The organism is Micromonospora sp. B11E3 (genome assembly GCF_039871625.1).
GTDB lineage: Bacteria > Actinomycetota > Actinomycetes > Mycobacteriales > Micromonosporaceae > Micromonospora.
In genome coordinates this window covers 1-24,447 of sequence record NZ_JBDPMC010000070.1, presented here as the reverse complement: position 1 = coordinate 24,447, position 24,447 = coordinate 1, and the positions used below count along the sequence as shown (strand labels likewise).

Below are 24,447 nucleotides of genomic sequence, written 5' to 3'. Positions count from 1 at the left end.
ATGTTCGGCCCCGACGCGGGAGGCCCCGGCTGGTCAGGCGAGCTGGGAGCGGATGAGGAAGCGGACGCCCTCCGGGGCTTCGAGGGAGAAGCCGCTGCCCCGACCGGGGACCACGTCGACCGTCAGGCGCGTGTGCTTCCACAGCTCCCACTGGGCGCCGGACATCCAGAAATCGACCGGCTCGGGGACGCCGTCGACGTCGAGCGACGCCAGCAGGACGTCGGAGCCGCCGGTGCGGAACTCCCCGGCCGGGTAGCACATCGGGGCGCTGCCGTCGCAGCAGCCGCCGGACTGGTGGAACATGAGCGGGCCGTGCTGCCCCCGCAGCGACCGGATCAGGTCGGCCGCCGCGGGGGTCAGGGTCACCGGGTCACCCATCAGAAGAAGCCCAGCTTCTTCGGGGAGTAGCTGACCAGCAGGTTCTTGGTCTGCTGGTAGTGCTCCAGCATCATCTTGTGGGTCTCCCGGCCGATGCCGGACTGCTTGTAGCCACCGAACGCGGCGTGCGCCGGATAGGCGTGGTAGCAGTTGGTCCAGATCCGGCCGGCCTGGATCGCCCGCCCGGCCCGGTACGCGGTGTTGATGTCCCGGGTCCAGACGCCGGCCCCGAGGCCGTACAGGGTGTCGTTGGCGATCTTGACGGCGTCGTCCAGATCGGCGAAGGAGGTCACCGAGACCACCGGGCCGAAGATCTCCTCCTGGAAGATCCGCATCGAGTTGTCGCCCTCGAAGACGGTCGGCTGCACGTAGTACCCGCCGGAGAGTTCGCCGCCCAGGTCGGCCCGCTCGCCGCCGGTCAGCACCTTGGCACCCTCCTGCCGGCCGATGTCCAGGTAGGACAGGATCTTCTCCAACTGGTCGTTCGACGCCTGCGCCCCGATCATCGTCTCGGTGTCGAGGGGGTGGCCCTGGCGCACCGCCTTCGTCCGCTCCACGGCCGCCGCGAGGAAGTCGTAGTAGTGGCCCTGCTGGATCAGCGCCCGCGACGGGCAGGTGCACACCTCGCCCTGGTTCAAAGCGAACATGGTGAAGCCCTCGAGGGCCTTGTCGAAGAAGTCGTCGCGGGCGGCGCTGACGTCGTCGAAGAAGATGTTCGGGCTCTTGCCGCCGAGTTCCAGCGTGACCGGCTTGATGTTCTCGCTGGCGTACTGCATGATCAGCCGCCCGGTGGTGGTCTCGCCGGTGAACGCCACCTTCGCCACCCGGGGCGAGGAGGCAAGCGGCTTGCCCGCCTCGACGCCGAAGCCGTTGACGACGTTGAGCACGCCCGGCGGGAGCAGGTCGGCGATGAGCGAGAGCAGGTAGTGGATCGAGGCCGGGGTCTGCTCGGCGGGCTTGAGCACCACCGTGTTGCCGGCCGCGAGGGCCGGGGCGAGCTTCCAGGTCGCCATGAGCAGCGGGAAGTTCCACGGGATGATCTGCCCGACCACCCCGAGCGGCTCGTGGAAGTGGTACGCCACGGTGTCGTCGTCGAGTTCGCCGAGGGAGCCCTCCTGGGCCCGGATCGCCCCGGCGAAGTAGCGGAAGTGGTCGATCGCGAGGGGGATGTCGGCGGCCAGCGTCTCCCGTACCGGCTTGCCGTTCTCCCAGGTCTCGGCTACCGCGAGGGATTCCAGGTTCTCCTGCATCCGGTCGGCGATCTTGTTGAGGACGACCGCCCGGTCGGCGACCGAGGTGCGACCCCAGGCGTCGGCCGCGCCGTGCGCGGCGTCGAGGGCCTTCTCGACGTCCTCGGCGGTGCCCCGGGCCACCTCGCAGAAGGTCTGCCCGGTCACCGGGCTGGGGTTCTCGAAGTACCGGCCGCGGTGCGGCTTCACGTACTCGCCGCCGATGAAGTGGTCGTAGCGGGACTGCCAGTGGGTGGGGGCGTCGTAGCGCGCCATGGGTACCTCCGCCGTCCGTTCGTGGTGGATGGCGGGGGACGTTAGTTTCAGCGACGTTGCAGGGACGTTGCGCGCGGCAGGTCGTACTCCTCGGCGAGCTGGCGGGCCCGCGCGACGGCGAGCGGCCGGCGGGGCGCGCCCGGCGGCAGCGCCCGCGCCAGGGCCTGCCAGGCGGTGAGATCGTCGGCGCCGGCAGGCGTCGCGGTCCAGGCCGCGAGCAGCGCCGGGTCCGCGCCGGCCAGCACGGCCGCGCGGAGCTGCCCGTCGACCAGCCGGCGCAGGCGTGCCACTCCCGGCGCGTCCGACCCGGGCAGCAACGGCCCGGGGTACGCCCGCAGCGCCCCCGCCGGATCACCGCGTTGCAGCAGCTCCGTGACGGTGCGGAAGTCCGCCCGCACGGTCGGCCGCAGCCGGTACGGGCGGGAGTCGAGCAGCTCCTCGCCGAGCGCCCGGCGCAGCCGGGACAGTTCGGCGCGCAGGGTGACCGGGCGCAGCCGGTCGTCGCCGTAGAGGTCGAGGCCGAGTTGTTCGCCGGTGCGCCCCTCGGGGTGGTCGACCAGCAGCACCAGCAGCTCGCTGTGCCGCCGGCCGAGCCGGATGCGCCGGCCGCCCACGCGCAGCTCCGCCTCGTCGCGGCCGAGCGCGGCGACGTGCACCACGCCGGGTTCGGCCGGTGCGGTGTTGGCCAGGAACGCCTCGGCGGCCCGGGCGGTGGCCCGGACCAGGGCGAGGCTCTGCGGGTTGGCCAGGTGGTCGCCGCCGGTGATGTCGACCGCGCCGAGCAGCCGGCCGGTGGCCGGGTCGTGGATCGGGGCGGCGGCGCAGGTCCAGCGCTGTACCGGCCGGACGAAGTGCTCGGTTGCGAAGATCTGCACACTGTGGTTGACGGCGAGGGCGGTGCCGGGAGCGTTGGTGCCGGCGTGGGTCTCGTCCCAGCGGGCGCCGGGCACGAAGTTCATCCGCTCGGCGTGCCGGAGCACCCCTGGATGGCCCTCCACCCAGAGCAGCCGCCCGTCCGCGTCGCAGACCGCCATCAGGTGCGCGCCGTCGACGGCGATGCCGCCGAGCAGGTCGCGGAAGAGCGGCAGCACCCGCGCGAGGGGGTGCGCCGCCCGGTAGCTCTCCAGCGCGTCGTCGGTGAGGTCGACCGGGGCGGTGGCCTCCGGGTCGAGTAATGCGGACCGCTCCCAGGACCGCCGGACCACCTCGCGGACGCGCTCCGGCGCCTTACCGCGGGCGAGGAACGCTTCGTGAGCAGCACCGACCTGCGCGATCCGCTCCGCCGGATCGGCACCGAATTCCAGGGCGAGCCACGGGTCAGCCACCACCGACCTCCTCCCGCCCATGGTGACCCACCTCACCCCGATCCGCCAAGCCGCGACAAGGAAGGGCCCTCGGAGCTGACCGAGGAGGCGGCGCGCGGCCTACCCACCGACGAACGGTGCGCCACAAACTCGGGTTGACCGGGGGGTCAGCCGAACGCCGCGTCCAGGATGTCCAGGCCCCGGGACAGCTCGTCGTCGGAGATGACCAGCGGAGGCAGGAAGCGCAGCACGTTGCCGTACGTGCCGCAGGTCAGGGTGAGCAGGCCGGCGGCGTGGCAGGCCGCCGAGACCGCCGCCGCCGCGGCCGGGTCCGGGGTCAGGGTGCCCGGCTGGACCAGCTCCACGGCTTGCATCGCGCCCCGGCCGCGTACCTCGGCGACGCGCGGGTCACGGGCGGCGATCTCGCGCAGGCTGGCCTGCATCGTCGCCCCGATCCGGCGGGCGGCGGCGGCCAGGTCCAGCTCGTGCATGGTCTCGATGGCGGCCAGCGCCGCCGCGCAGGCGATCGGGTTGCCGCCGTACGTGCCGCCGAGGCCGCCCACGTGCACCGCGTCCATCAGGTCGGCCCGGCCGGTCACCGCGGCCAGCGGCAGGCCGCCCGCGATGCCCTTCGCCAGGGTGACCAGGTCCGGCACCACGCCCTCGTGCTCGCAGGCGAACCAGTCCCCGGTCCGGCAGAAGCCGGTCTGGATCTCGTCGGCGACGAAGACCACCCCGGCCGCCGTCGCCCACTCGCGCAGCGCGGGCAGGAACCCCTCGGCCGGTACGACGAAGCCGCCCTCGCCCTGGATCGGCTCGACGATCAGCGCGGCGACGTTCTCCGCCCCGACCTGCTTCTCGACCGTCTCGATGGCCCGCGCCGCCGCCTCCGGCCCGGACAGGCCGCCGTCGCGCAGCGGGTACGACATCGGCACCCGGTAGACCTCCCCGGCGAACGGCCCGAACCGGTGCTTGTACGGCATGTTCTTCGCCGTCAGCGCCATGGTCAGGTTGGTCCGGCCGTGGTACGCGTGGTCGAACACCACCACCGCCGGCCGTCCCGTCGCGTGCCGGGCGATCTTCACGGCGTTCTCCACCGCCTCCGCGCCGGAGTTGAACAGCGCCGAGCGCTTCTCGAAGCTCCCCGGCGTCAGCGCGTTGAGCTGCTCGCACACCGCCACGTACGACTCGTACGGGGCGACCATGAAGCAGGTGTGGGTGAAGCGCTCGACCTGGGCGCGTACCGCCTCGACGACGCGGGGGGCGGAGTTGCCCACGTTGGTCACGGCGATGCCGGAGGCGAAGTCGATCCACTCCCGCCCGTCGACGTCGGTGATGGTGCCGCCGCCCGCCCGGTCCACGTACGCGGACACGACGCTGCCGACGCCCCGCGCGACGGCGGCGCCCCGCCGCTTGTGCAGTTCCTCCGAGGATGCGCGCATAGGTCAGCCCTCGATGTTGTGCATGACGTGCTTGATCCGGGTGTAGTCCTCCAGGCTGTAGGCCGACAGGTCCTTGCCGTGCCCGGAGTACTTGAATCCGCCGTGCGGCATCTCGGCGACGAGCGGGATGTGGGTGTTCACCCAGACGCAGCCGAAGTCCAGCCGGCGGGTCATCCGCATCGCCCGGCCGTGGTCGCGCGTCCACACCGAGGCGGACAGGCCGTAGTCGACACCGTTTGCCCAGCGCACCGCCTCGTCCTCGGCGGAGAACCGCTGCACCGTGATGACCGGGCCGAACACCTCGTCCTGGACGATCTCGTCGCCCTGCCGGACGCCGGAGACCACGGTCGGGGCGAAGAAGTACCCGCGCTCGCCGAGCCGCGAGCCGCCGGTCCGGATCTCCGCGTGGTCGGGCAACCGGTCGACGAAGCCGCTGACCCGGGCCAACTGGTTGGCGTTGTTCAGCGGGCCGTACAGGACGTCCTCGTCGTCCGGCGCGCCCGTCCTCGTGTTGCGGGCCTGCTCGGCGAGGGCGGCCACGAAGTCGTCGTGCGCGCCCGGGCCGACGAGCACCCGGGTCGCCGCCGTGCAGTCCTGGCCGGCGTTGAAGTAGCCGCCCACCGCGATGGCCTCCGCCGCCGCCGCCACGTCCGCGTCGTCGAAGACCACCACCGGGGCCTTGCCGCCCAGCTCCAGGTGGGTCCGCTTGAGGTCCGGCGCGGCGGCGGAGGCGACCTCCATGCCCGCGCGGGTCGAGCCGGTGATCGACACCAGCTGCGGGGTCGGGTGCGCCACGAGGGTACGACCGGTGTCCCGGTCGCCGCAGACCACGTTGAACACCCCCGGCGGGAGGAACTCCGCGGCGATCTCGGCCAGCAGCAGCGTCGACACCGGCGTGGTGTCCGACGGCTTGAGCACCACCGTGTTGCCTGCCGCGAGCGCCGGGGCGATCTTCCAGACCGCCATCATCAGGGGGTAGTTCCACGGGGTGACCTGCGCGCAGACGCCGATCGGCTCGCGCCGCACGTACGAGGTGTGCCCCCGCATGTACTCGCCGGCCGAGCGTCCCTCCAGCAGCCGGGCCGCGCCGGCGAAGAAGCGGAGCTGGTCGACCGCGGGTGGCAGCTCCTCCTCGGCGGTGAGCTGACGCGGCTTGCCCGTGTTGCGCACCTCCGCGTCGACCAGCTCGGCCGCCCGGGACTCGACCGCGTCGGCGATCCGCAGCAGCGCCTTCTGCCGCTCGGCGGGCGTGGCATCCCGCCAGCTCTCGAACGCGGCGGCGGCCGCGCGCATGGCCGCGTCCACGTCCGCCGCCCCGGAGACGGGCGCCTGGGCGAACACCTCGCCGGTGCACGGGTCGATCAGGTCGGCGTACCCGCCGTCCACCGGGGCGACGTATTCGCCCTTGACGAAGTTGCGCAGCTGGTGCTGGTCACTCATTGGATCTCCGTGAGGGTGGCCGGGATGAGGTCGGCGGAGGTTATCGAAGTCTGATTGCCATCTTGACTACTGAATCCGAGGCAGACAAGGGCTTGCACGACCGTTTCCGTGTAGGTGTGCGTCGTCTAGGCTGCGGAGGTGTGGAGCCGAGAGCCTTCTTCGTCGCCGGCCGCCCCGCACACGGCGAGGGCGAGCTGACCGTCACCCATCCGTACGACGGCGGGACGGTGGGGCGTACCACCCTCGCCACGGCCGACCAGGTCGAGGCCGCGGTCGCTGCGGCGGCCGGCGTGGCCGACCAGGCCGCGGCCCTGCCCGCGCACGCCCGCGCGGCGGCCCTGGACCACGTGTCCCGGCGGCTCGGCGAGCGGGCCGAGGAGGTGGCCCGGCTGATCACCGCCGAGAACGGCAAGCCGATCAAGTGGGCGCGGGCCGAGGTGGGACGGGCGGTGTCCACGTTCCGCTGGGCGGCGGAGGAGGCCCGGCGGTTCTCCGGCGAGCTGCAGCGCCTCGACACCGACCCGGCCTCGACCGGGCGGATCGCGGTCGTGCGGCGGGTGCCCCGTGGCCCCGTGCTGGGGATCGCGCCGTTCAACTTCCCGCTGAACCTGGTCGCGCACAAGGTCGCCCCGGCGATCGCGGTCGGCGCCCCGATCGTCGTGAAACCGGCCCCGGCGACGCCCCTGTCGGCGCTGCTGCTCGGCGAGCTCCTGGCCGAGACCGACCTGCCCGAGGGCATGTTCTCGGTGCTGCCGCTGCCCAACGAGCGGGCCGCCGAGCTGGTGGCCGACCCCCGGCTGCCCGTGGTGTCGTTCACCGGCTCCGGGTCGGTCGGCGCGGCCATCCGCCGGTCGGTGCCCGAGAAACACGTCACCCTGGAGCTGGGCGGCAACGCGGCGGCGGTGATCTGCGAGGACTGGGCGTCCGACGAGGACCTCACCTTCGCGGCCCACCGCATCGCGACGTTCTCCAACTACCAGGCCGGGCAGTCGTGCATCGCGGTCCAGCGCGTGTACGTGCACGAGTGGCTGTACGACGGTTTCCTGCCCCGGCTGGTCGCGTCGGTGCAGGCGCTGCGCGGCGGCGACCCGTCCGACGAGCACACCGACGTCGGGCCGCTGGTTTCCGTCGAGGCCGCCGAGCGCGTCGAGGCGTGGGTCGACGAGGCGGTGACGGCGGGGGCGACGATCGAGGTCGGCGGGCGGCGCGACGGCGCGACCTACCCGCCGACGGTGCTGAGCGGAGTGCCCGGCGACGCCAAGGTCTACGCCGAGGAGGTGTTCGGGCCGGTGCTGGTGGTCGCCCCCGTCGAGAGCGACAGGGCCGCCTTCGTCGCCGTGAACGACTCGGCGTACGGGCTGCAGGCCGGCGTGTTCACCCACCGGCTGGACGTGGCGTTCGCCGCCCACCGGGCGCTGCAGGTGGGCGGGGTGATCATCGGGGACGTGCCGTCGTACCGGACCGACCAGATGCCGTACGGGGGCGTGAAGGGCAGCGGCGTCGGGCGCGAGGGCCTGCGCAGCGCGATGGACGACTACACCGAGCCGCGGGTCATGGTCCTCACCGGCCTGGAGCTCTGACGGCGGCACTCACCAGGTGCCGTCGTCGCGTACGCGGGGCGGGGCCAGGCCGAGCAGCAGGGTGGTCAGGGCGGCGTCGATGTCCTCGCCGAGGAACCACTCGCCGGCCTGGTCCAGCGCGAAGACGCGGCCGTGCTCGTCCACCGCGAAGATGCTGTCCCGGCCCTCCCCGCCGATCGGGAACAGGCGCGTGCCCAGGAGGGTGCCGAAGTCGGCCAGCGTGTCGGCTGAATGCGCCGACTCTGTGGGGTCGGTGTGGAAGCGGCTGATCCAGACCTGGCGGCCGGGGCCCCGCCGGCGAGGGAAGACCGCCGGGAACGCGGTCAACGCGGCCTCGGCGGCGGGGAAGGGCTCGTGCCGGTGCAGGCGGCTGGTCACGGCGCAGGTCTCCTCGATGGCCCCCGCGGCCATGCCCGCGTTCAGGTTCGTGTCCTCCCAACCACCGTCCATCAGCGCGTGGCCCACCTCCTCGGGGAACCGGCCGGGGTGGACCGGGGGCAGCGGGCGCGGACGCATCACCTCCGTGTACGCCAGGTCGGTCCAGTGCAGGGCGTGGAAGTACACCAAAAAGTTCACGCAGGAGTCGCAGGGCCGCTCGGCCGGGCCGCCCGCCGGGTCGCCGGGCTCGCGTACCCGGTAGACCTCCAGCCGCGAGGTCTCGAAGAGGGCGCGCGCGTCGTCCAGCGTCAGCGGCGGCTGGCCGTCGGCCGCCCGGCGGTGGTCGTACGCGTGCAGCACGTCCGACACGACGACCACCTCCGCGTGCCGGTCCCCGCCGCGCGCCAGGCGGCCGGGGGGCAGCGAGTCGAGGTGGGCGCGGACCAGCGGGTGGTGCCGCAGCTCGACGTCGCCCTTCGCGCCCCGGCCGACGTACACGTGGCCCTCCACCGTCAGGTGGGCGGCGACGCCGGGCGTGGGCAGCCGCCGCACCTCGCGGAGCAGTTGACTCGCCGGGTCCACCGTGCGCGGCACGGGCTGCGCCGGACGGCTGCGCCGGTACATCTCGCGCACCGCCGGGAACGGCAGCCGCGGCCAGCTGGAGACCTCGCCGGTCTCCTTGTCCACGACCACGGTGGGCAGGTCGCCGGGCGGCACGGCGGCCGCGGCGGCCACAGTGGATGTGATCAGGTACCCCAGGTCGAACTCCTCGACCAACGGGGCGCACTCGCGCCCGAGGCGCTGCGAGTCCCGCTGGGCCCAGACGGTGGCGAGCTGTTCGGCCTGGCGACGATCGATCACCCACCTGAAGTTACCGGACCCCACGGAATCCGTGGCGCCGGGTATGGTCTGCCGTACTGACGGTGACGGGAGGGTGGCGTGGTCGAGAGGGCGGACCGGGACGCCAACCGGGCGCTGCGGGCCCGGTTCGACGAGGTGTTCGGGCAGTATCGACAGCTGCGCTCCGGACTGGACGAACTCCAGACCCGGCTCGCACAGTTGCGCGTCACCGAACGCTCCGACGACGGGCAGGTCACCGCCGTGGTGGGGGCCCGCGGCGAACTCATCTCGGTCGACGTCGAGCCGTCCGTCTTCCAGGAACGGGACGCCAAGGCGCTGAGCCGGAAGATCACGTCCACTGTGCACCGGGCCACCGCCGCCGCGGTCACGGCCACCCAGGAGCTGGTCGCGGGCTACCTGCCGGCCGGGTCGGGCTCGGCGGAGTTCCTTCGCACCGGAGACTTCGGCGCCCTGCTGGGGCGGGCCGACGCGGTCATGCGGCGGGGGGAGTGACGCCATGACCGAGGGGCAGCTCTGGCTCGACCCGGGCCGTGCCCGGCGGGGCGGCACCGACCTGAGCCTGGCCGGCGAGGCGCTCACCGCCCGGCGCGGGCAGGTGGGCGGGGCCATCGCGGCGGCCAGCGCGGCCCGGCCGTGGGGCCGGGACGACATCGGCGCGGCGTTCGAGAAGCAGTACCGGGGGTTCGAGGAGACGCTGCTGCGGGCCTGGTCGGGCGTCGGTCGGGCGATCGAGCACCTCGGCACGGACGTGGTGCGGTCGGTGGACAACGCCCTGCAGGCGGACGCGCGGAGCGCCGGCCGGCTCGGCCGGGTCGCCGACCAGCGGCCCGCCGGGCACTGACGACCGCCGAGGACGCCCGTGAGCCTGCTCCCGAGCCCGATCCCGCATCCGCTCGACTACTCGCCCTGGGAACTGCCCGGTTGGGTCTACGAGGCCCTCGACTGGGTGGTCGGGGTGGAGTGGCCGGAGGGCAACGAGCGCGCGGTCTGGGACCTCGCCGACCAGTGGTACGACGTGGCCGCCGCCCTGGCGGGCCCGCGCGATGACGCGATCGCCGCCGTCGGCGAGGTGCGCGGCGGGTTCGGCGGTGTCGGGGCGGTCGCCGAGGCGTTCGACGCGGCCTGGCGTCGGGTGGCCGAGGGCGACGAGGCGCCCCTGCCGGTCCTGCTCGCCGTCAGCACCGACCTCGGCCGGCTGGTCGAGGAGTGCGGCTGTGACATCGAGGGCGCGAAGCTCGAGGTCTGGATCGAGCTGGGCATCCTGGTCGTCGAGTTGCTCGCGCTCGCGGTGGCGGCCGTGCTCACCGCTGGGGCAGCCTCGCCCGCTGCCGGCGCCGCCATCGCCGCCACGCGTGTCGTCGTCCAGCAGATCTTCAAGCGGCTGATGGCGCAGTTGGCCCGCAAGTCGCTCAGGCGGGGGCTGAAGGAGGCCGGCGAGCGCGCCGCCAAGCAGGTGGCCGAGCGTGGCATGCGGGGCCTGGCCCGGAAGGCGGCGCTTGGCGGACTGGAGGAGGCGGCCCAGGAGTCCGGGGTGACGCTCGCCACGCAGGCGTACCAGAACTCCACCGGTCGTCGCCACGGCCTGGACGTGACGGACATCGGTATGTCGGCCCTGGGCGGTGCGGCCGGCGGAGCGGCGGCGCCGTTGGCGGGCCTCGGCCGGCACGCCACCGGGCGGGCGGCGCGGATGGGCGAGCACTTCGGCCGGGAGATGAGCGGCGAGGTGATCGCGGAGCAGGCCGCCGGCCTCGCCACGGGTCAGGGCCTGGTCTCGCTGGAGGACGCGGCCCGGGCGGCGGCGTCGGGTGCGACCGGGTCGGCCACCGGCCAGGCCGACGTGGCGCTGCACGCCAGGCTCGACGCGCGGATGGCCGCCCTCGCCGGGGCGCCCCTCGCCCCGCCGGACCTCCCCGTCCCGCCGGACCTCGCCGTCCCGCCGGATGCCGCCGTCGCCCCGGCACCGTCGGCTCAGGAGCGCGTCGATACCGCGTACGCCGGGCTGGATGCGTCCGGGAGCGGCAGCCCGCCGGGGCGCGACGACGGGCGGACGCCCACCGACGCGGTGCATGCCGGGGCCGGTGGCGCCGACCAGGGGCTCGGCTCGTCGCAGGCGGCGGACGGGAAGCCTTCGCTCGACCACGCCGGCGGGGGCCCGCAGCCCTTGTCGGGGCCGACCGTCGGGGACGGGGCCGCCGCGTCGTCAGCGCCGGTCGACGCGCGTCTGTTCGAGTCGTCGCCGGTGCTGTCCGCCGTCGACATCCAGGCGGCGCCTGCCGTGACCGAGGCCCCCCGCTCGGCTCTCTCGTCGCTGGCAGCAGGAGACGTCGCGCAGCTTGCGGGCCGAGGAGCGGACGCCGGCACCGGGGCAGTTGTCGGCGGCACGGGGCCGCTCGCCGGTGCCAATGCGTCGGTCGCCGGCAGCGTCGGGACCGGCACCAGTGGCGTGGGGCCGGTCGCCGGCGGCGTCGAAGCCGGTGCCGGTGGGCCTTCCGCCGGCACGGCGTCGAGCGGCGCGCGGACTGTGCATGCCTCGGCGGCGTCTCCCTTGGCGTCCGTTCCAAGCACGGCCGCGTCTGCGCCGATCTCTCCGCTCAGCACGAGTGGGTCGGCGGGGCAGCCCGTGCCCGGCCCGAGGGGCGAGCCGGTGCCGCCGCGGTTTCCGAAGCTCGAGGCGCTGAACCCGAACCCGCGACCGGCCACGCCCCAGCCTTCTGCGGAGTCCGCCGACTCTGCCGTCCCGCTGCCGCGCTCCCCCGAGTGGTGGGCGGCGAAGTGGGCGGCCGACCGTGAGGCGTTCGACCGGCGCCGGTACCGGGACTACTTCGAGCGGCAGCGGGCGTGGTTCGAGGACAAGCGCCGCCGCCACCTCGCGACGGAACTCCGCAAGGAGGCCGAGTACTACTACAAGCAGGCTCGCTGGCTGATCGGCCAGGCGCACAGCCTGGCAAAGGCAGGCCGTACCCGCGCCGCCGACGAGTTCGTCCTGGGCGGCCGGGAGCGGGAGCGGGAGTCCTACCGGCAGACGGACCTGGCCGACGCCGTCCTGGAGGGCAGGGTGGCCCCGCCGGTCGTCAAGATTGACAACTGGGACGACTTCTCGCGGATCAACACCGACGACCCCTCCCTCGTCGTCGCCACGGTGGAGCCCGGCGGCCCGTCCGCGCTGACGGGTGACGACGATCCGCCGCCGATCGACCGGTCCCGCAGGTACGGGGAGTGGGGCGGCCTGCGGCCGCCGCTGGCGCTGCACCAGTCCGACCTCGAACGGGCGATGCCCCGCGACGCCGCCGGACGGATCCTCCGGACCGCCGATCCCCGGCGGGGCGGCTGGTTCCGGCTGGCCAACGACGGCGGTCCGAGCGCCGACGCCACCCGCGCGATCAACTGCCTGGACTGCACCCTGTCGCTGTACGAGACCTGGGTGCACGGCCGTCCCCGGGTCTCCGCGCCCCGCACCTTCGACTCGTACGCCGAGGGGGACATCACCAGGCCACTCGGGGGTGAGATCGGCGGCCCGGGCCGCGTGGAGGCGGTCACCGGCGGACGCTTCCAGCAGTTGGCCAAGTACGCCCCAGCCCGGTCGCCGGGCGATACCTGCAAGGCGGTCAACAGGGGGTTCGGAACCATCGAGGCCCAGCTGCGGGCCGGCGGTCACGGCAGCTACGCGTTCCTGGTCACCGCGTACGAGGGTGGCGGCTCGCACGCCTGGGTCGCGCTGAACCAGAACGGGTCCGTGCTCTACCTGGACCCGCAGAGCGGCAGCGTGTCGGACATGCCGCTCTACACCCACAACGGCTGGACGGCCAGGCACAACGTCACGGATATCGACGCGTTGTGCCTCGGCCCGGACGGCCGTCCCATGCCGGTGCCGGGCGCGCCGCCGGGGCAGTTCAGCCAGTTCGAGGACTTCGTCGAGCCGGAGCCTGCGCCCGAGGACAGGGGCCGCGAGTGGCAGCCGGGCCCCGACGATCCCTCGGATGAGGAACTGTACGTCAACCGGGTGTACCTGCTCGGCGAGCCGACCCTGGCTCCGTCGCTGGCCGAGCCGGCAGGACTGCCCGAAGACAGTCTGTACCCATCCGAGTCGGGTCCTGTCGTTGATGCGCAGACGCAGTTGGCGCCCCACGAGCGGCAGGTGCTGACGGACGTTTACGACAAGGCGCAGCGGGAAGCCGACGCGGTTCAGGCAAGGTTGCAGCTCATCGGTCGGCGAGTGACCGCAGCCCTCAGTCTCGACAGGCCAATCCAGCTCCGTGACGTGGAGTTCCGGATTAAGAGTTTGGAATCGCTGAGTCGCAAGTTTTTGGACGAGGCGGGCTTTGTTGGAATGCCCGTCGAAGAGTTCGCTGGTGTCGTGAACGATGTGCTGCGGTTCTCGTTCGCCATGCCGGGGCCCGGCTCGTATCGCCAGGCCTTGGAGTGGATTCTGAACGAATTGGCCCTTTCCGGCTTCGACGTGCCGGATTCCTCCTGCAAGAACTTCTGGCGGAGTGGCAACAGGTTCTACGGATTCAACTGCACGGTGCGCTCGCCTTCTGGTCAGCTGTTCGAGTTGCAGATGCACACTGATGCCTCCCGTGAGGCTTGGCGCCGCACTCATGCTGTCTACGAGATTCTCCGCCTGCGCGCCGAGTCGGCGCAGCGGCGCGTTACCGCCTACCTGAAGATGCTCTCTGTCAATCGTGAGTGTGGGATGCCAGAGGCGGTTCCAGAAGGTCTTTCATTGCGATTTCCGGCCAAGGATTCGACCTTCGCAAAATGGATTGCGGAAAACCGTGATTTGTGGCGCGAGTACCTGGACTGGCTTGAAAGGGAGGGAAAGACGTTCTCTGCGGTGACGTCGAGTTTAGGTCTGACCTCAAGAGATTTTCCTATCTCCGACCAGTTGGAAATCCGCCTGGAGAAAGAAAGTGTTGACATACTACGCGGTTTATCGGAACGCGGACAAGAGTGAGCCGGCGGCCGGCATCTTCATCATGGATGTGGCTCATGGTCATGCCTTGGTCTGGAATCACCGCAGCGGTGCATGGCTGTACGATCCAGGCGCGGCCCTCAGGTTTTTGGACGACTATCGAAATTTCGATCGGTACGAAGAGGTGGAGGAGGGGGCGGCCCGGCTCCTTGCTGAAAGGATTACGGGCGGCGCGATGCCGGGCGAGGACCATGTAAGGGCGCGATTCGAGTCGGGTCGCTGAGGTCCTCCCTCACCCTTCGACCCTCGGCGATGCTGCGGGCTGCCAGAGCGGAATTTGGCCAGGCTGCGTGACGGGTTGCTGCGCAGAGAGCAGGGAACGTTCTGGAATGTCATCACCTTCTGATTCGAGAGGCGTCCGAGTGATGAGTTCAACGAGAGGGCTCACACTGCCAGGCTTCTTCAGTTATTACGACGCGCCGGTGAAACTGGTGGAAACGGCGGACGGAGGTGTCGCTGCCTGGCGACTCTCGAAAGAATCCGGCGGTTGGCTGCCCGTGAACAACTTGATCGACACTTTACTCTTCCCGCAAGGGGGCGACGTTGACCAGTTGACGCGCGACGAGTTCATTCAAACTGTCGAGCACGACCGCGGTTACTACCTTTCCGGTGAGGGTCCCATATTTGCGCTCTACGAGACGATCAAAGCCATTGCCGACTTGCAGATGCGAGAGCGTAGATATCCGAGTCCGGAGGAGGATGCCCTTGTCAAGGGGTTGAGGCGGCGGACGTTCGTCATGTTCGAGGAGGAGTTGCAGCAGGCGGGCGACCCCGGTGCGGACCCCACCATCGCCTCGTCCTAGCGACCGCCGGACGTACCCCCGCCGCCGCTGCCTTGGACGGCCAGCGCCCCGTGTCGGCCGTCGCTGGTCGAGGTCCTGGTGCGAATCGGCCCCTCAAGGCCGATTCGCACCAAAATCTACCATCCGGGGGCTCGGGCGTCGTCGGGGCCGAGGGAACCCGGTGGACGGGGAGGGCGGGGGTGTGGCTATTATTAGTCCGCGCCGCCCGGCCATGCCGGTCGGAGAGCATGGTGGCTGTAGCTCAGTTGGCAGAGCACCGGGTTGTGGTCCCGGTTGTCGTGGGTTCAATTCCCATCAGTCACCCCGGTTGTGGATCTCATCCACAGCACGTCAGGCCCCCTCGGGTGAGGGGGCCTGACGTGTCATAGGGGGCATGTAGGGGAGATCAGCTCCGGCCGCCTTCCTCGCGCCGAGCGATCCCCTCCGCCTGGCTGCACGGCTCTCATAGCCAGAACAGCAGTGACCCGCCCCGTCCTCCATGCAGGGACGGGGCGGGCCGCCACCGACGGAGAGCGCGTCAGGACCGGAAGCGTCGGCGTGCTGAGCGGCGCCTCGGCTTGCGGACGCCCGGCTCCGGGCCGTCGTCCTGCCCGGCAGCCTCCCTGTTGCTGCCCTTCCGTATGCCCGGGTTGTCGTTACGTGCCTTGAGGATTGCTGCCACCCCATCCTTGCCTCCCAGCATCCTGCCGACTGCCAGGAAGACCCCGCTCAGGGGAAGCGCACCCCCCGCTATCACCAGCGTCAGCCCCCGCAGACCCAAGGGGTTTGCCTGGGCGTACTCCCCAACGAAGCGGAAGTAGGCGTACATGTAGACCCCCAAGGCTGATGTGATCGTCGCCAACAGCGCCAAGCCCAGAACGAAGAGGCGCCTGCCGGTAGCGAAGTAGTTGAAGATCATTTTTCACACCTTCCACTCGCCTGCACTGTCTGTGCACGGCTGCGTCCTTCCTGCCCGAACGCACCATCGTGCATGGATTTGACTGTGCGGGTTACTGGCAGGTTCATCAGGTGTGGGTGCTCACCAAACCCCACTAGAACCTTTGTAGGTTCCATACAAATTGCGTCCGAGGTGCGATAAAACGCCCCCCGCCGGCCGAAGATGTGCGGGGGGCGCTCTGCGTCGGGGGTGGTCAGGCGGCGAGGGGCGAGCTGGCCGACGCACGAAGGCCCCCTCCAGGGGGCCTTCGGCGTACGGGATGTCGGTCAGGCGGTCGGCTCGGCGCTGGGGGACTCGCCGGCGTCGTCGGGGGTGGCCTCGGCGCTCGGGCTGGCGGCGGCGTCCGGGTCGTACGGCAGGGCGCTGCCCTTGACGTACTCGTCCCAGCTCATGTTCCAGTCGGTCCAGCCGTTGCCGTTGGCGAGCTTGCGCTCGGTGCCCTTGACGGTGATCGGGTCACCGACGCGGGTGTTGTCGAACAGCCAGGCGCCGTCCTTCATCGAGACGTTCACGCAGCCGTGCGAGACGTTGACGCGGCCCTGCACCCCCTCCGACCACGGGGCGGCGTGGATGAACTCGCCGCCCCAGGTGAGCCGCTGGGCGTAGTCGATCTTCGTGCGGTAGCCCTCCTCGGGGCCCAGTTCCTCGAAGGTGTCGAAGACGGTCTTTCGCAGCTTCTCGATGACCACCATCGTGCCGCTGGACGACGGGGTGCTCTTCTTGCCGAGGCTGACCGGCAGGGTCTTGATCACCTTGCCGTCCTTGGTGATCGTCATTCGCTTGGTCTTGTTGTCGACCGTCATGATCAGCGCAGGGCCGGTCTTGATGTCGACCGTCAGGTCGGCCCGGCCGTACCAGCCGCTGCCGAGGGGGAGGCCGCCGGCCTGGACGCGGTACGTGATGGTGCTGCCGGCCTTCCAGAACTCCTTCGGCCGGTACCGGATCTCGGTGGGGCTGGCCCAGTGCCAGATCCCCTCCTGCGCGGGCGTGGAGGTCACCGTCATCCGGCGCTGCACGTCGTCGCGGTAGTCCTCGGGGATGGCGCGGCTGAACTTGACGATCAGCGGCATCCCGACGCCGACGACCTGGCCGTCGCCCAGGAAGCTGCTGATCCGGATCTGCTTGGTCGGCTTGGCCATGGTCGTGAAGGTGCTGGTCGCGCTCGCGGGCTTGCCGTCGTCGCCGGTCGCGCTGACGGTGGCGGTGTACGTCTCGCCGTACTTCAGGGCGCCCTTGGGCAGCCAGCTCTTGCCGTCCGTGGACAGCGTGCCCTCGACGGCCTCGCCGGCGGAGTCCTTCAGCTCGACGGTGGTGTCCTTGGCGTCCTTCGTGGTGAAGGCGATGCCGGTGGACGCCGGCACGTCCTTGGCGTCGGCGGCGGGCTCGGTGATGGTGGCGGTCGCCTTCGGTGTGCCCTCTCCGCCACCGCCCTGCCAGCCCGGCGACTTGCCTCCGTCGCCGTCGGTGCAGGCGGAGGTGAGCGCCAGCGCGGCGGCGAGCACGCCCGCCGCGAACAGGCGCCGGCGACCTCCGCGCCGGATCAGCCGATCATGGGTTGCGCGCATGGTTCCCTCGCAGTCGTGATGCCCCGGTTCCTCATCGTCTCTCACTGACGCACAGGAACAGGTACCCGTTTCCGGGGGTGAAGTGAAACACGCGGACCGCGGTGTCCGAATGTGGATAGAAGCCGGGGTGCCGCTTGGGTACGGCAGAGGCGGGGCGCCCGGATCCGGGCGCCCCGCCCCTGTGCGTTGCGCGGGTCAGGCCAGGGCCGGACCGGAGCCGCCCTTCGGCACCGGCAGCGCGCTGCCCTTGACGAACTGCGACCAGCTCAGGCTCCAGGCCGTCCAGCCGTTGCCCGGGGCGAGCTTGCGCTCAGTCCCCTTGATGGTGATGGGGTCACCGATCTTCGTCTGGGAGAACAGCCACTTCGCCTGCGCCATGGAGACGTTGACGCAGCCGTGCGAGACGTTCTGCCGCCCCTGTACGTGCTCCGACCAGGGCGCCGCGTGGATGTACTCGCCGCCCCAGGTCAGCCGCTGGGCGAACTCGATGTCCGTGACGTACCGGTTGGCCGGGTTCGGGTCGTCCCGGGTGTCGAAGACCGTCGACTCCTTCTTCTCCATGACGACCATCGTGCCGCTGGAGGACGGGGTGCTCTTCTTGCCCAGGCTCACCGGGATGGTGCGGATGAGGTTGCCGTCCTGGTAGACGGTCATCCTCTTGGTGGCGTTGTCGACCTTCATCTCGAACGCCCGGCCGATCTTGGCGGTGGCGCTCCGGTCGACGTTGCCGTACTTGCCGTTGCTGAGCGGGATGCCGGCCAGCGCGATCCGTACGGTGATCGTGGTGCCGGGCTTCCAGTACTTCGGCGCCCGGTAATAGGCCTGCGTACCGTTGTCCACCCAGTGCCAGGCCCCCGGCTGCGGCGGGTCGGTCCGGACGAACATCCGCTTCTGCACGGCGGCCCGATCCTTCTTGGGGATGCCCGGGTGGAACTCGGTGACCACCGGCATGGCCACGCCGTACGTCCTGTCACTGAACAGGTAGAGCCCCGAGGTGATCATCGACTTCGGCTTGGCCATCGTCGTGAACGTGCTCGTGCCCTGCCGGACGTCGCCACCCTCACCGGCCGCGGTGACGGTGGCCGTGTAGCGGGTGCCGTACTTCAGGGGGCTGTTCGGCACCCACGAGGTGCCGTCGGCGCGCCACCGCCCCTCGACCTTGGCGCCACTCGCGCTGGTGAGGGTGACCTCGGTCGCCTTGCCGCCGTTCGGGATCTCCGCGGAGATCTCCGTGCTGACGGGCCGGTTCTGCGACCCGTCCGCGGGGCTGACCGCGAGCGCCGGACCGCTCGTGGGTGCGCCGTCAGGCGCCGCCCCTGTCTCCGGAGAGGCGCTGCCGCCGCCGGCTGAGGCGCCGCCGACGAACTCCGGCTTCTTCTGGTCGTCCGTGCACCCCGTGAGTGCCAGCGACGCCATCAGGGTCAGGGCGCCCACCATCGCCCCGGCCCGCGCGAACCTGCCCATTCCCACCTCTGTTCTCGCGTACCTGGCGCACATCGTGCCGCACGGCACCCATGTGGTACCGCCCGCAGCCGCCATCGCCAGCGGATTTAGGTGGTTACGCCCGGAAAGCGTGACCGAAGAGGGGAGCCGGGGATCGGATTGGAGCCCGGGCTGAGGGCCGTGCTAGTGTTCTCCCCGTTGCCAGCGAGCGCCGCTAGCTCAACTGGCAGAGCAGCGGACTCTTAATCCGCGGGTTCGGGGTTCGAGTCCCTGGCGGCGCACAGGTGATAGTGGCTCTGACCTGGTGGTTCTCCATCGGGTCAGAGCCTTTTCTATATTCATGGCGATGGCTGGGTGCTCGGTGGGTGCTCGGGAGCGGTGGGACCGTTCCGGTCGGCGGTGGACGCGGTGCCGTGATCGTGGACGCATGGGTCGCTTGGCTCAGGCCCGCGCGCTCTGGCCCGCCGTGGTGCTCCCGGCCCTGCCGGCGGTTGGGGGCTTCGGCGTCGCTGTCGGTGATGGTCGTCGTGGCGGCCCCGACGCGGCGGCGCGTCTCCTTTGGGTTGGCGAGGCCCGGCCTTGGGCCGCCCTCTCATGATGATCGTTACCGGGGCACGGCCAGTTCCTAGAGATCAACTAGCGGTGGTCGGTTTTGCCCGTATGGCGACTTTCGGCCTAAGCTCTTCGGCTGATTGTTTGAACAGTGATCTCCAAAATCGGCCCCAAAACCCCGTTTTGAAGACGCGGGTGCTCGCACGGCGGCGACAGGGCTTCGCCTGACAGCTGCCGAGCGCGTCGGTTCTGGCGGTGATTGTTCCGGCGTGACAGGGCCGGAAGTCGGTTCACTGATCACTCTCCGTCGCGGGCGAAACCGTGTGTCCGACTGCCGGTGTGTCGAGGGATCATCGGGGGATGGGTGACCATGCGGCCGTGCGGCGGTTGTCGCCACGGCGCTGGCGGATCCTGTCGTTCCTGGCGCAGCACGGTTCGACGTCGACGCTGGACGTGGCGTTGGTCTGTGACGTGTCGAGACTGACGGCCCACCGGGACCTGGCCTGGCTGCACGAGGCAGGGCTGGTACGTCGTAGGCGCTCGGAGGAGGACCGCACGCATACCTGGTGGTACGAGGTCACGGTCGAGGGCGTCGAGGTGCTCCGCCGCGATCTGGCGGCGTCAGGACGGCCGGTGCCTCTGCAACTGGGCTGGCGGCGTCCGAGCTTGGCGGGTGCCCTGCTGTTCCTGCCGTTGGTCGAGGTGTCGCGGCGGAACCCGGGGCGGTGCGAGCTGTTCCAGTGGCTGGCAACCATGGAGACCTCGGCATGGCTGCGCCAGCACGACCTGGCGCACCTGCGGGCCGACGGCTACGGCGTCTGGCTGGAGGATGGGCAGTGTCTACGGTTCCTGGTGCACGTTGATCATGGCCCAGCCGCCGACAGGATTGCCGATTATGAGACGGGGACGTCGGGACCTGGTGGGCTGCTGACCGGCTATTGGCGTGCCGACCGAGTAGTGCCGGTCGGTGGCGTGCTGGTGATCGCTCAGGACGCAGACCGGGAGGACCAGTTGCTGGCCGACCTGGTCCGTGAGCCTCTGCGGACGCCTGTCGCCTTGACCACGAGAGATTCGTTGTGTCGCCACTGGCCGGATGATCAGGTGTGGCGGGTGGCTGGTGAGGAAGGCAGGCGCCGCCTCATCGACGTCGGCGCCTGATTTCGCTGCGCTGGATGCTTGAGTCGTCGCCATTGCGTTCATCTGGGCCAGGCTCAGTGGCTTCTTGCGTGGAGTCAGCGTCGCCTTGCCGTCTCCCTACCCCTACGCTGGCGGCATGAGGGAACCCAGTGCGGACCGGACCTATGCCACGCCTGATGACCTCCCGGTGTCGGCTGTGCTGCCTGAGCTGCTGCGGAGCGTGCGGGAGGGGCAGGTCGTCTACCTGAGTGAGCGAGACGAGCCGGTCGCCGCTGTCGTTCCTCTTGAGGTGGCGAGGGCGGGCCTGGCGGCCCTTGGAAGGTCCGCCGAGGGGAACCGGTGACGGTCCTGCTTAGCTGGCGCTGATGGACCGGGATACGACCGCGCCCGCCCCAGCGATCCCCGATGAGATTCGGGCGGACGTGGAGACGCTGTGGCGCTACCACGATATGCATCACGAGTTGCGGCCATGTGACGTGGGGATCGGGCTGGGCAGTCATGACCTCGGCGTCGCGGTGATCGCGACGCGCCTGTTCCGCGAAGGGCTGTATCCCTGGATCGTGTTCACCGGTGCGAACGCGCCGACAACGGTCAAGCGGTTCCCGCGTGGAGAAGCGGTGCACTACCGGGAGTACGCGGTCGAGCAGGGCGTGCCGGCGGAGTTGATTCTCGTGGAGCCGCGTGCGACGAACACGGCAGAGAACCTGGAGTTCTCGCGCCAGCTCCTGGCTGAGCGGGAGATCCAGGTGCGGTCAGTGTTGATCATGTCGCGGCCGTACCAGCAACGCCGGGCCTACGCCACGTGTAAGCGGATCTGGCCAGAGGTCGAGGTCGTGTGTGCGTCGAATCCCCTGGACCTTGACGACTACGTGCGCAGCATCGGTGATCTGCGGCGGGTGGTGGACATGCTCGTTGGCGACACCCAGCGGATCGAGGTGTACGCGGAGCGCGGGTTCGCGATCCCGCAGGAGATGCCGGACGAGGTGCGGTCGGCCTTCGGGCGCCTGATAGCGGCCGGCTACACGAGCCGGTTGATCTGAGCCTGGGGGCTACCAGCGAGGCCCTCCCGATCGGACGCCCATGCGTTCGCTGAGTTCGACGGCCAATCGGGGTGGTCGTGGGCGGGTGAGGATGTCCCGGACGAGGTCGCGGGAGAGCCGGTGGTAGCGCACCTGGTCGGGACCGATGAGCTCCGCGTCCAGGAGTGCGCCGAGGGCGTCGTCGATGCGGTTCCATCTGGCGAGGGCTCGTGCGGTTTCGATGGCGTGGCGGACCTGCCGTTCGATGGGCAAGGCGGCGGTGTCGAGCGGGGCGCCGATGGCTATGGCCCGCTGCACGTCGCCGAGTTCCATGGCCACGGTCGTCTTGTGGATCGCCACGTTGGTCGGCCCGAACGCGGTCCAGACGTGGTTGCCGTCCGCGCCGAGCCGGCTCGCTGCGGCGTCGGCCTCCATGATGTGAGTCTCGGCGGAGGCGCGGTCGTCGTCCCGGGCGGCGGCGAGGGCGCACACAAGGTGCAGGCTGCCGTAGACCGACAGCAGTTGTGGTGTCGGCCGGGTCAGCCGTGGTTCGAGGAAATGAGCCGCCGTGGCGGCGAGACCGCGGGCTTGGGCATACTCGCCGATGGAGACGAGGGAGTGCGCGGCCGAACGGCTGAGCGAGCCGATGACGACGTGGTCGTCGCTGGCGTTGGCCGCGGCCAGTCCCCTGCTGGCGGCGGTCCATGCGAGGTCACCTTCGCCGAGCTTGGTGAGGAACAGCGCGGCGAGTTGGTGGGCGTAGGCGGTCATTGCGTGCGCGCGCTGGCCGTCGTCGCCGTCGTAAGCCTCCGTGGCGGTGAGGCAGTCGTGGATGAGGTGGGGCAGGCGGCGGGCGAGGGTGCCGTACCGCGAGTGCTGGTAGGCGGTCCAGATCTCGGCGACGTCGCTCTCGATTTCACGTAGGGCGGGGGCCTCGGCGGCGGCCGGGCTGGCCAGCGTGGGCGCGAGATGCCGGTAGTCGTGGAGCGCGGCGCGCAATGCGGGAATGGTTTCGCGACCTGAGTCGTCGGACCACTCGAACAGACTCGGTGCGCCGATCAGGTCCCCGAGGGACACGTCGAGGGCTTTGGCGATCGCGCGGATGACGGAGAGGCGATCCAGGTCGGCGCGGTTCGTCTCGACCTTGCGTAGCCACTCCTGTGTCTTTCCGACCAGGCCGGCCAGCACCTCTTGGGAGAGCCCGCGCCGGCGCCGGTAGAAGGCGACGCGCTGTCCGATCGTCATGTCGTCTGTCATCCCTCGCACACCGTCCACCTTGCCCTTCGATGACCGCCGGACCCGGTACGGATTTTCCCGGTTCCTCATCCAGGTCGCCCCTACGTTCAGTTCACCCCAGGCCACCTGCGTGTGTCGATGCCGGTGTCAGGGGTTCCTGACCGGGAGCTGCGGATGGAGGGATCGATGACCGGCGCACCGAAGCGCGGCCTGGGCGGCCGAGTCGGACCGCCCTGGACCCATCCGTCTCGGCGTCTTCCCCGCCTGCGTACCGCCATCGGGGCTGCGCGGGCGGGTGACCGGCGGCCTCCTTTCAGCCGCCGAGGTGCGGCGGTGGGCTCGTCTTGTTCCGGCGAGCCCACCGTTCATCTGTTTGCTGGGGGAGGTCGGCATGACGATTTACGTCTCGCGTCACGCGAGGGCTGACTTGTCTTGGCGGCAGAAGCTGGTCGCGGAGGTTTCCGCGCAGCGGACAACATTGCGGCCCCGGCTGATCCGCCGTTGCTTACGCATGCCTGGCGTCAGCTGTTCGAGCGGCAAGTCCGGGACGGTGATCGGCGATGACCGGTGATCGGGATCAGCGCCGCGTCCGAACGGATCGCGCGGCGCCGTCCGAGCAGGAACATCTGCCGTTACGTCCGCTGTGGCTGTGCCGCCGGTGCGGCCAGCCGTGGCCGTGCGGCGCGGCGAAGGTCGCCCTACTGGCGGAGTACAGGGACAGCCTGATCAGCCTCTTCCTCTACCTGGCCAGCTGCCTGCATGACGCTATCGACGATCTGCACCACCTCCACCCCAGCGACACCGGCAGCACAGCCAATGTCTTCGACCGCTTCCTCGGCTGGCCCGCCCGGCACACCCGCTCCTACCGGGCCGCCACCAGGACTTCTCTTGATGAGGAGAGCTCTTCATGAACAGCACTGACGTCATCAATGCGCCGCCGCAGACGGTCCGGGTAAGAATCCCGGCAGGCGCGGCAAACGCACTGTGCCATGTGAGGCCGGTCCGCAGCGGCGTGGTCTCGGCCGAGGTTGAGGTGCGAGGTCGGCGGGTCAGGATCGAGACGCCGGACGACGGGCCGGTCCTCTTTCCGACCGACGTGGGGCTCACGCTGTTGAGCGCGCTGAACGCCGACCCTGACCTGTCCGTGGCGGGCGCCCGCGCCCTGGACATCGGATGCGGCTCCGGCCTGTACACGGTGGCGCTGGCCTTGGCGGGTGCGGCACACGTGACCGCGCTGGACGTCAACCCGGCGTGCGCGGACGTGACCCGCGACAACGCGGCCCGCAACGGCATCCAGCCCGCCCAGGTGGCCACGATCGTCGGGGACCTCGCCGAGTTGGCAGTCCCCGAACCGTGGGACCTGGTCGTCTGCAACCCTCCGCACTTCCCGCACGATTCTGTGTACGCCGCTGACGATGGCATCGAGACCGCACTGGTCGGTGGCAGTGACGGGCGGGCGTTGTACGACGTCCTGCTCGCCCGCCTCGACGAACTGCTCGCCCCGGGCGGGACGCTGCTGCTGACGCATTCCTCCCTGACCGACATCCCTCGCAGCCGCCAGACGCTGCGACGCAACGGATACAAGTGCCGCACTGTGCAGGTCTGCGAGCTGGACATCCCCTTGCGCCGCTACGCGATGCACCGCGACGTGCTGCTGTCGCGGCTGTATCCGCTTCGGGCTGCCGAACGGGCAGCGTTCCGTGGCCTCCGGTTCGAGGTGCACACCCTCGCGGCCACCCGCATCGATTCCCTGGACGGATCAGGTGAGTGAGCCTTTCCGCGTAACGGGTCGTGGCGTTGGGTGATCAGGTTGTGCGGTTGTGCTCGATGTGCAGGAGTACGAGGGCCGCCGCGGTGATCCTGCCGATGTTCCACGGGCACAGGCTGACGTTGCG

22 protein-coding genes, 2 tRNA genes and 1 pseudogene are annotated in these 24,447 nt (G+C 70.6%); 14 read left to right on the top strand and 11 right to left on the bottom strand.

Annotated elements, in window-relative coordinates:
• Positions 1 to 33: 33 nt before the first annotated feature.
• The 5 genes from ABGB16_RS26640 to ABGB16_RS26620 form a co-directional block, all read right to left on the bottom strand.
• Entirely contained in the window at positions 34 to 378 is a 345-nt protein-coding gene (locus tag ABGB16_RS26640) for a DUF779 domain-containing protein (RefSeq protein WP_347670831.1), read from the bottom strand.
• Positions 378 to 1,883, bottom strand: coding sequence for an aldehyde dehydrogenase (gene adh / locus ABGB16_RS26635; RefSeq protein ID WP_347670830.1), 1,506 nt, complete (start codon positions 1,881 to 1,883; stop codon positions 378 to 380). The genes ABGB16_RS26640 and adh overlap by 1 nt, the downstream gene beginning before the upstream one ends.
• Positions 1,884 to 1,930: 47 nt before the next feature.
• Positions 1,931 to 3,208: a GAF domain-containing protein gene (locus ABGB16_RS26630; protein ID WP_347670829.1), complete on the bottom strand. Its 1,278-nt coding sequence runs from the start codon at positions 3,206 to 3,208 to the stop codon at positions 1,931 to 1,933.
• A 146-nt stretch (positions 3,209 to 3,354) separates the two neighbouring features.
• On the bottom strand, positions 3,355 to 4,629 hold the full coding sequence (gene gabT, locus ABGB16_RS26625) for a 4-aminobutyrate--2-oxoglutarate transaminase (protein WP_347670828.1): 1,275 nt from the start codon (positions 4,627 to 4,629) through the stop codon (positions 3,355 to 3,357).
• A 3-nt stretch (positions 4,630 to 4,632) separates the two neighbouring features.
• Positions 4,633 to 6,069, bottom strand: coding sequence for a gamma-aminobutyraldehyde dehydrogenase (locus ABGB16_RS26620; RefSeq protein WP_347670827.1), 1,437 nt, complete (start codon positions 6,067 to 6,069; stop codon positions 4,633 to 4,635).
• Between the two features lie 140 nt (positions 6,070 to 6,209).
• Between ABGB16_RS26620 and ABGB16_RS26615 the strand changes: the two genes are divergently transcribed.
• Positions 6,210 to 7,649 carry an aldehyde dehydrogenase family protein gene (locus ABGB16_RS26615; protein ID WP_347670826.1) on the top strand — a complete coding sequence of 480 codons (1,440 nt, stop codon included), beginning with the start codon at positions 6,210 to 6,212 and terminating at the stop codon, positions 7,647 to 7,649.
• 9 nt (positions 7,650 to 7,658) lie between these two features.
• Here ABGB16_RS26615 and ABGB16_RS26610 read toward each other — a convergent pair whose 3' ends face one another.
• A complete protein-coding gene (locus ABGB16_RS26610) occupies positions 7,659 to 8,888 on the bottom strand; it encodes an SUKH-3 domain-containing protein (protein ID WP_347670825.1) in 1,230 nt (409 codons plus the stop codon).
• A gap of 78 nt (positions 8,889 to 8,966) precedes the next feature.
• Between ABGB16_RS26610 and ABGB16_RS26605 the strand changes: the two genes are divergently transcribed.
• The 6 genes from ABGB16_RS26605 to ABGB16_RS26580 all read left to right on the top strand — a co-directional run bounded on the left by ABGB16_RS26605 (position 8,967) and on the right by ABGB16_RS26580 (position 14,966).
• Positions 8,967 to 9,380, top strand: coding sequence for a YbaB/EbfC family nucleoid-associated protein (locus tag ABGB16_RS26605; RefSeq protein ID WP_347670824.1), 414 nt, complete (start codon positions 8,967 to 8,969; stop codon positions 9,378 to 9,380).
• Between the two features lie 4 nt (positions 9,381 to 9,384).
• On the top strand, positions 9,385 to 9,729 hold the full coding sequence (locus tag ABGB16_RS26600) for a hypothetical protein (RefSeq protein ID WP_347670823.1): 345 nt from the start codon (positions 9,385 to 9,387) through the stop codon (positions 9,727 to 9,729).
• 18 nt (positions 9,730 to 9,747) lie between these two features.
• The gene (locus tag ABGB16_RS26595; protein WP_347670822.1) at positions 9,748 to 13,842 is read left to right on the top strand and encodes a toxin glutamine deamidase domain-containing protein; all 4,095 of its coding nucleotides are present in this window, start codon (positions 9,748 to 9,750) and stop codon (positions 13,840 to 13,842) included.
• Positions 13,802 to 14,083, top strand: coding sequence for a hypothetical protein (locus tag ABGB16_RS26590; RefSeq protein ID WP_347670821.1), 282 nt, complete (start codon positions 13,802 to 13,804; stop codon positions 14,081 to 14,083). The genes ABGB16_RS26595 and ABGB16_RS26590 overlap by 41 nt, the downstream gene beginning before the upstream one ends.
• Positions 14,084 to 14,282: 199 nt before the next feature.
• Positions 14,283 to 14,663: a hypothetical protein gene (locus tag ABGB16_RS26585; protein WP_347670820.1), complete on the top strand. Its 381-nt coding sequence runs from the start codon at positions 14,283 to 14,285 to the stop codon at positions 14,661 to 14,663.
• Positions 14,664 to 14,893: 230 nt separating this feature from the next.
• Positions 14,894 to 14,966 (top strand) — tRNA-His (locus tag ABGB16_RS26580).
• 214 nt (positions 14,967 to 15,180) lie between these two features.
• Here ABGB16_RS26580 and ABGB16_RS26575 read toward each other — a convergent pair.
• The 3 genes from ABGB16_RS26575 to ABGB16_RS26565 form a co-directional block, all read right to left on the bottom strand.
• The gene (locus ABGB16_RS26575) at positions 15,181 to 15,561 is read right to left on the bottom strand and encodes a hypothetical protein (RefSeq protein ID WP_347670819.1); all 381 of its coding nucleotides are present in this window, start codon (positions 15,559 to 15,561) and stop codon (positions 15,181 to 15,183) included.
• Between the two features lie 305 nt (positions 15,562 to 15,866).
• Entirely contained in the window at positions 15,867 to 17,165 is a 1,299-nt protein-coding gene (locus ABGB16_RS26570) for an Ig-like domain-containing protein (RefSeq protein WP_347670818.1), read from the bottom strand.
• A gap of 195 nt (positions 17,166 to 17,360) precedes the next feature.
• Positions 17,361 to 18,629: an Ig-like domain-containing protein gene (locus ABGB16_RS26565; RefSeq protein WP_347670817.1), complete on the bottom strand. Its 1,269-nt coding sequence runs from the start codon at positions 18,627 to 18,629 to the stop codon at positions 17,361 to 17,363.
• A gap of 187 nt (positions 18,630 to 18,816) precedes the next feature.
• Here ABGB16_RS26565 and ABGB16_RS26560 point away from each other — a divergent pair.
• The 4 genes from ABGB16_RS26560 (at position 18,817) to ABGB16_RS26545 (ending at position 21,337) form a co-directional block, all read left to right on the top strand.
• Positions 18,817 to 18,889, top strand: a tRNA-Lys gene (locus ABGB16_RS26560).
• A gap of 631 nt (positions 18,890 to 19,520) precedes the next feature.
• Complete coding sequence (locus ABGB16_RS26555; RefSeq protein ID WP_347670816.1) at positions 19,521 to 20,318, top strand: DeoR family transcriptional regulator; 798 nt, start codon at positions 19,521 to 19,523, stop codon at positions 20,316 to 20,318.
• A gap of 115 nt (positions 20,319 to 20,433) precedes the next feature.
• Positions 20,434 to 20,640, top strand: a complete 207-nt coding sequence (locus ABGB16_RS26550; RefSeq protein ID WP_347670815.1) for a hypothetical protein — start codon at positions 20,434 to 20,436, stop codon at positions 20,638 to 20,640.
• A gap of 22 nt (positions 20,641 to 20,662) precedes the next feature.
• On the top strand, positions 20,663 to 21,337 hold the full coding sequence (locus tag ABGB16_RS26545) for a YdcF family protein (protein WP_347670814.1): 675 nt from the start codon (positions 20,663 to 20,665) through the stop codon (positions 21,335 to 21,337).
• A gap of 9 nt (positions 21,338 to 21,346) precedes the next feature.
• On the opposite strand, the gene ABGB16_RS26540 is transcribed toward ABGB16_RS26545, so the two are convergent.
• A complete protein-coding gene (locus ABGB16_RS26540) occupies positions 21,347 to 22,573 on the bottom strand; it encodes a helix-turn-helix transcriptional regulator (RefSeq protein WP_347670813.1) in 1,227 nt (408 codons plus the stop codon).
• A gap of 411 nt (positions 22,574 to 22,984) precedes the next feature.
• Between ABGB16_RS26540 and amcA the strand changes: the two genes are divergently transcribed.
• From amcA to ABGB16_RS26525, 3 genes are read left to right on the top strand one after another with little or no spacing between them, the layout of a single operon-like run.
• Positions 22,985 to 23,116: a multiple cyclophane-containing RiPP AmcA gene (gene amcA / locus ABGB16_RS26535; protein WP_347670812.1), complete on the top strand. Its 132-nt coding sequence runs from the start codon at positions 22,985 to 22,987 to the stop codon at positions 23,114 to 23,116.
• Entirely contained in the window at positions 23,113 to 23,463 is a 351-nt protein-coding gene (locus ABGB16_RS26530; RefSeq protein WP_347670811.1) for a hypothetical protein, read from the top strand. Before amcA ends, ABGB16_RS26530 begins: the two co-directional genes overlap by 4 nt.
• On the top strand, positions 23,460 to 24,323 hold the full coding sequence (locus ABGB16_RS26525) for a methyltransferase domain-containing protein (RefSeq protein ID WP_347670810.1): 864 nt from the start codon (positions 23,460 to 23,462) through the stop codon (positions 24,321 to 24,323). Before ABGB16_RS26530 ends, ABGB16_RS26525 begins: the two co-directional genes overlap by 4 nt.
• 34 nt (positions 24,324 to 24,357) lie before the next feature.
• On the opposite strand, the pseudogene ABGB16_RS26520 reads toward ABGB16_RS26525, so the two are convergent.
• A pseudogene (locus ABGB16_RS26520) lies at positions 24,358 to 24,447 on the bottom strand (IS5/IS1182 family transposase); the annotation flags it as partial.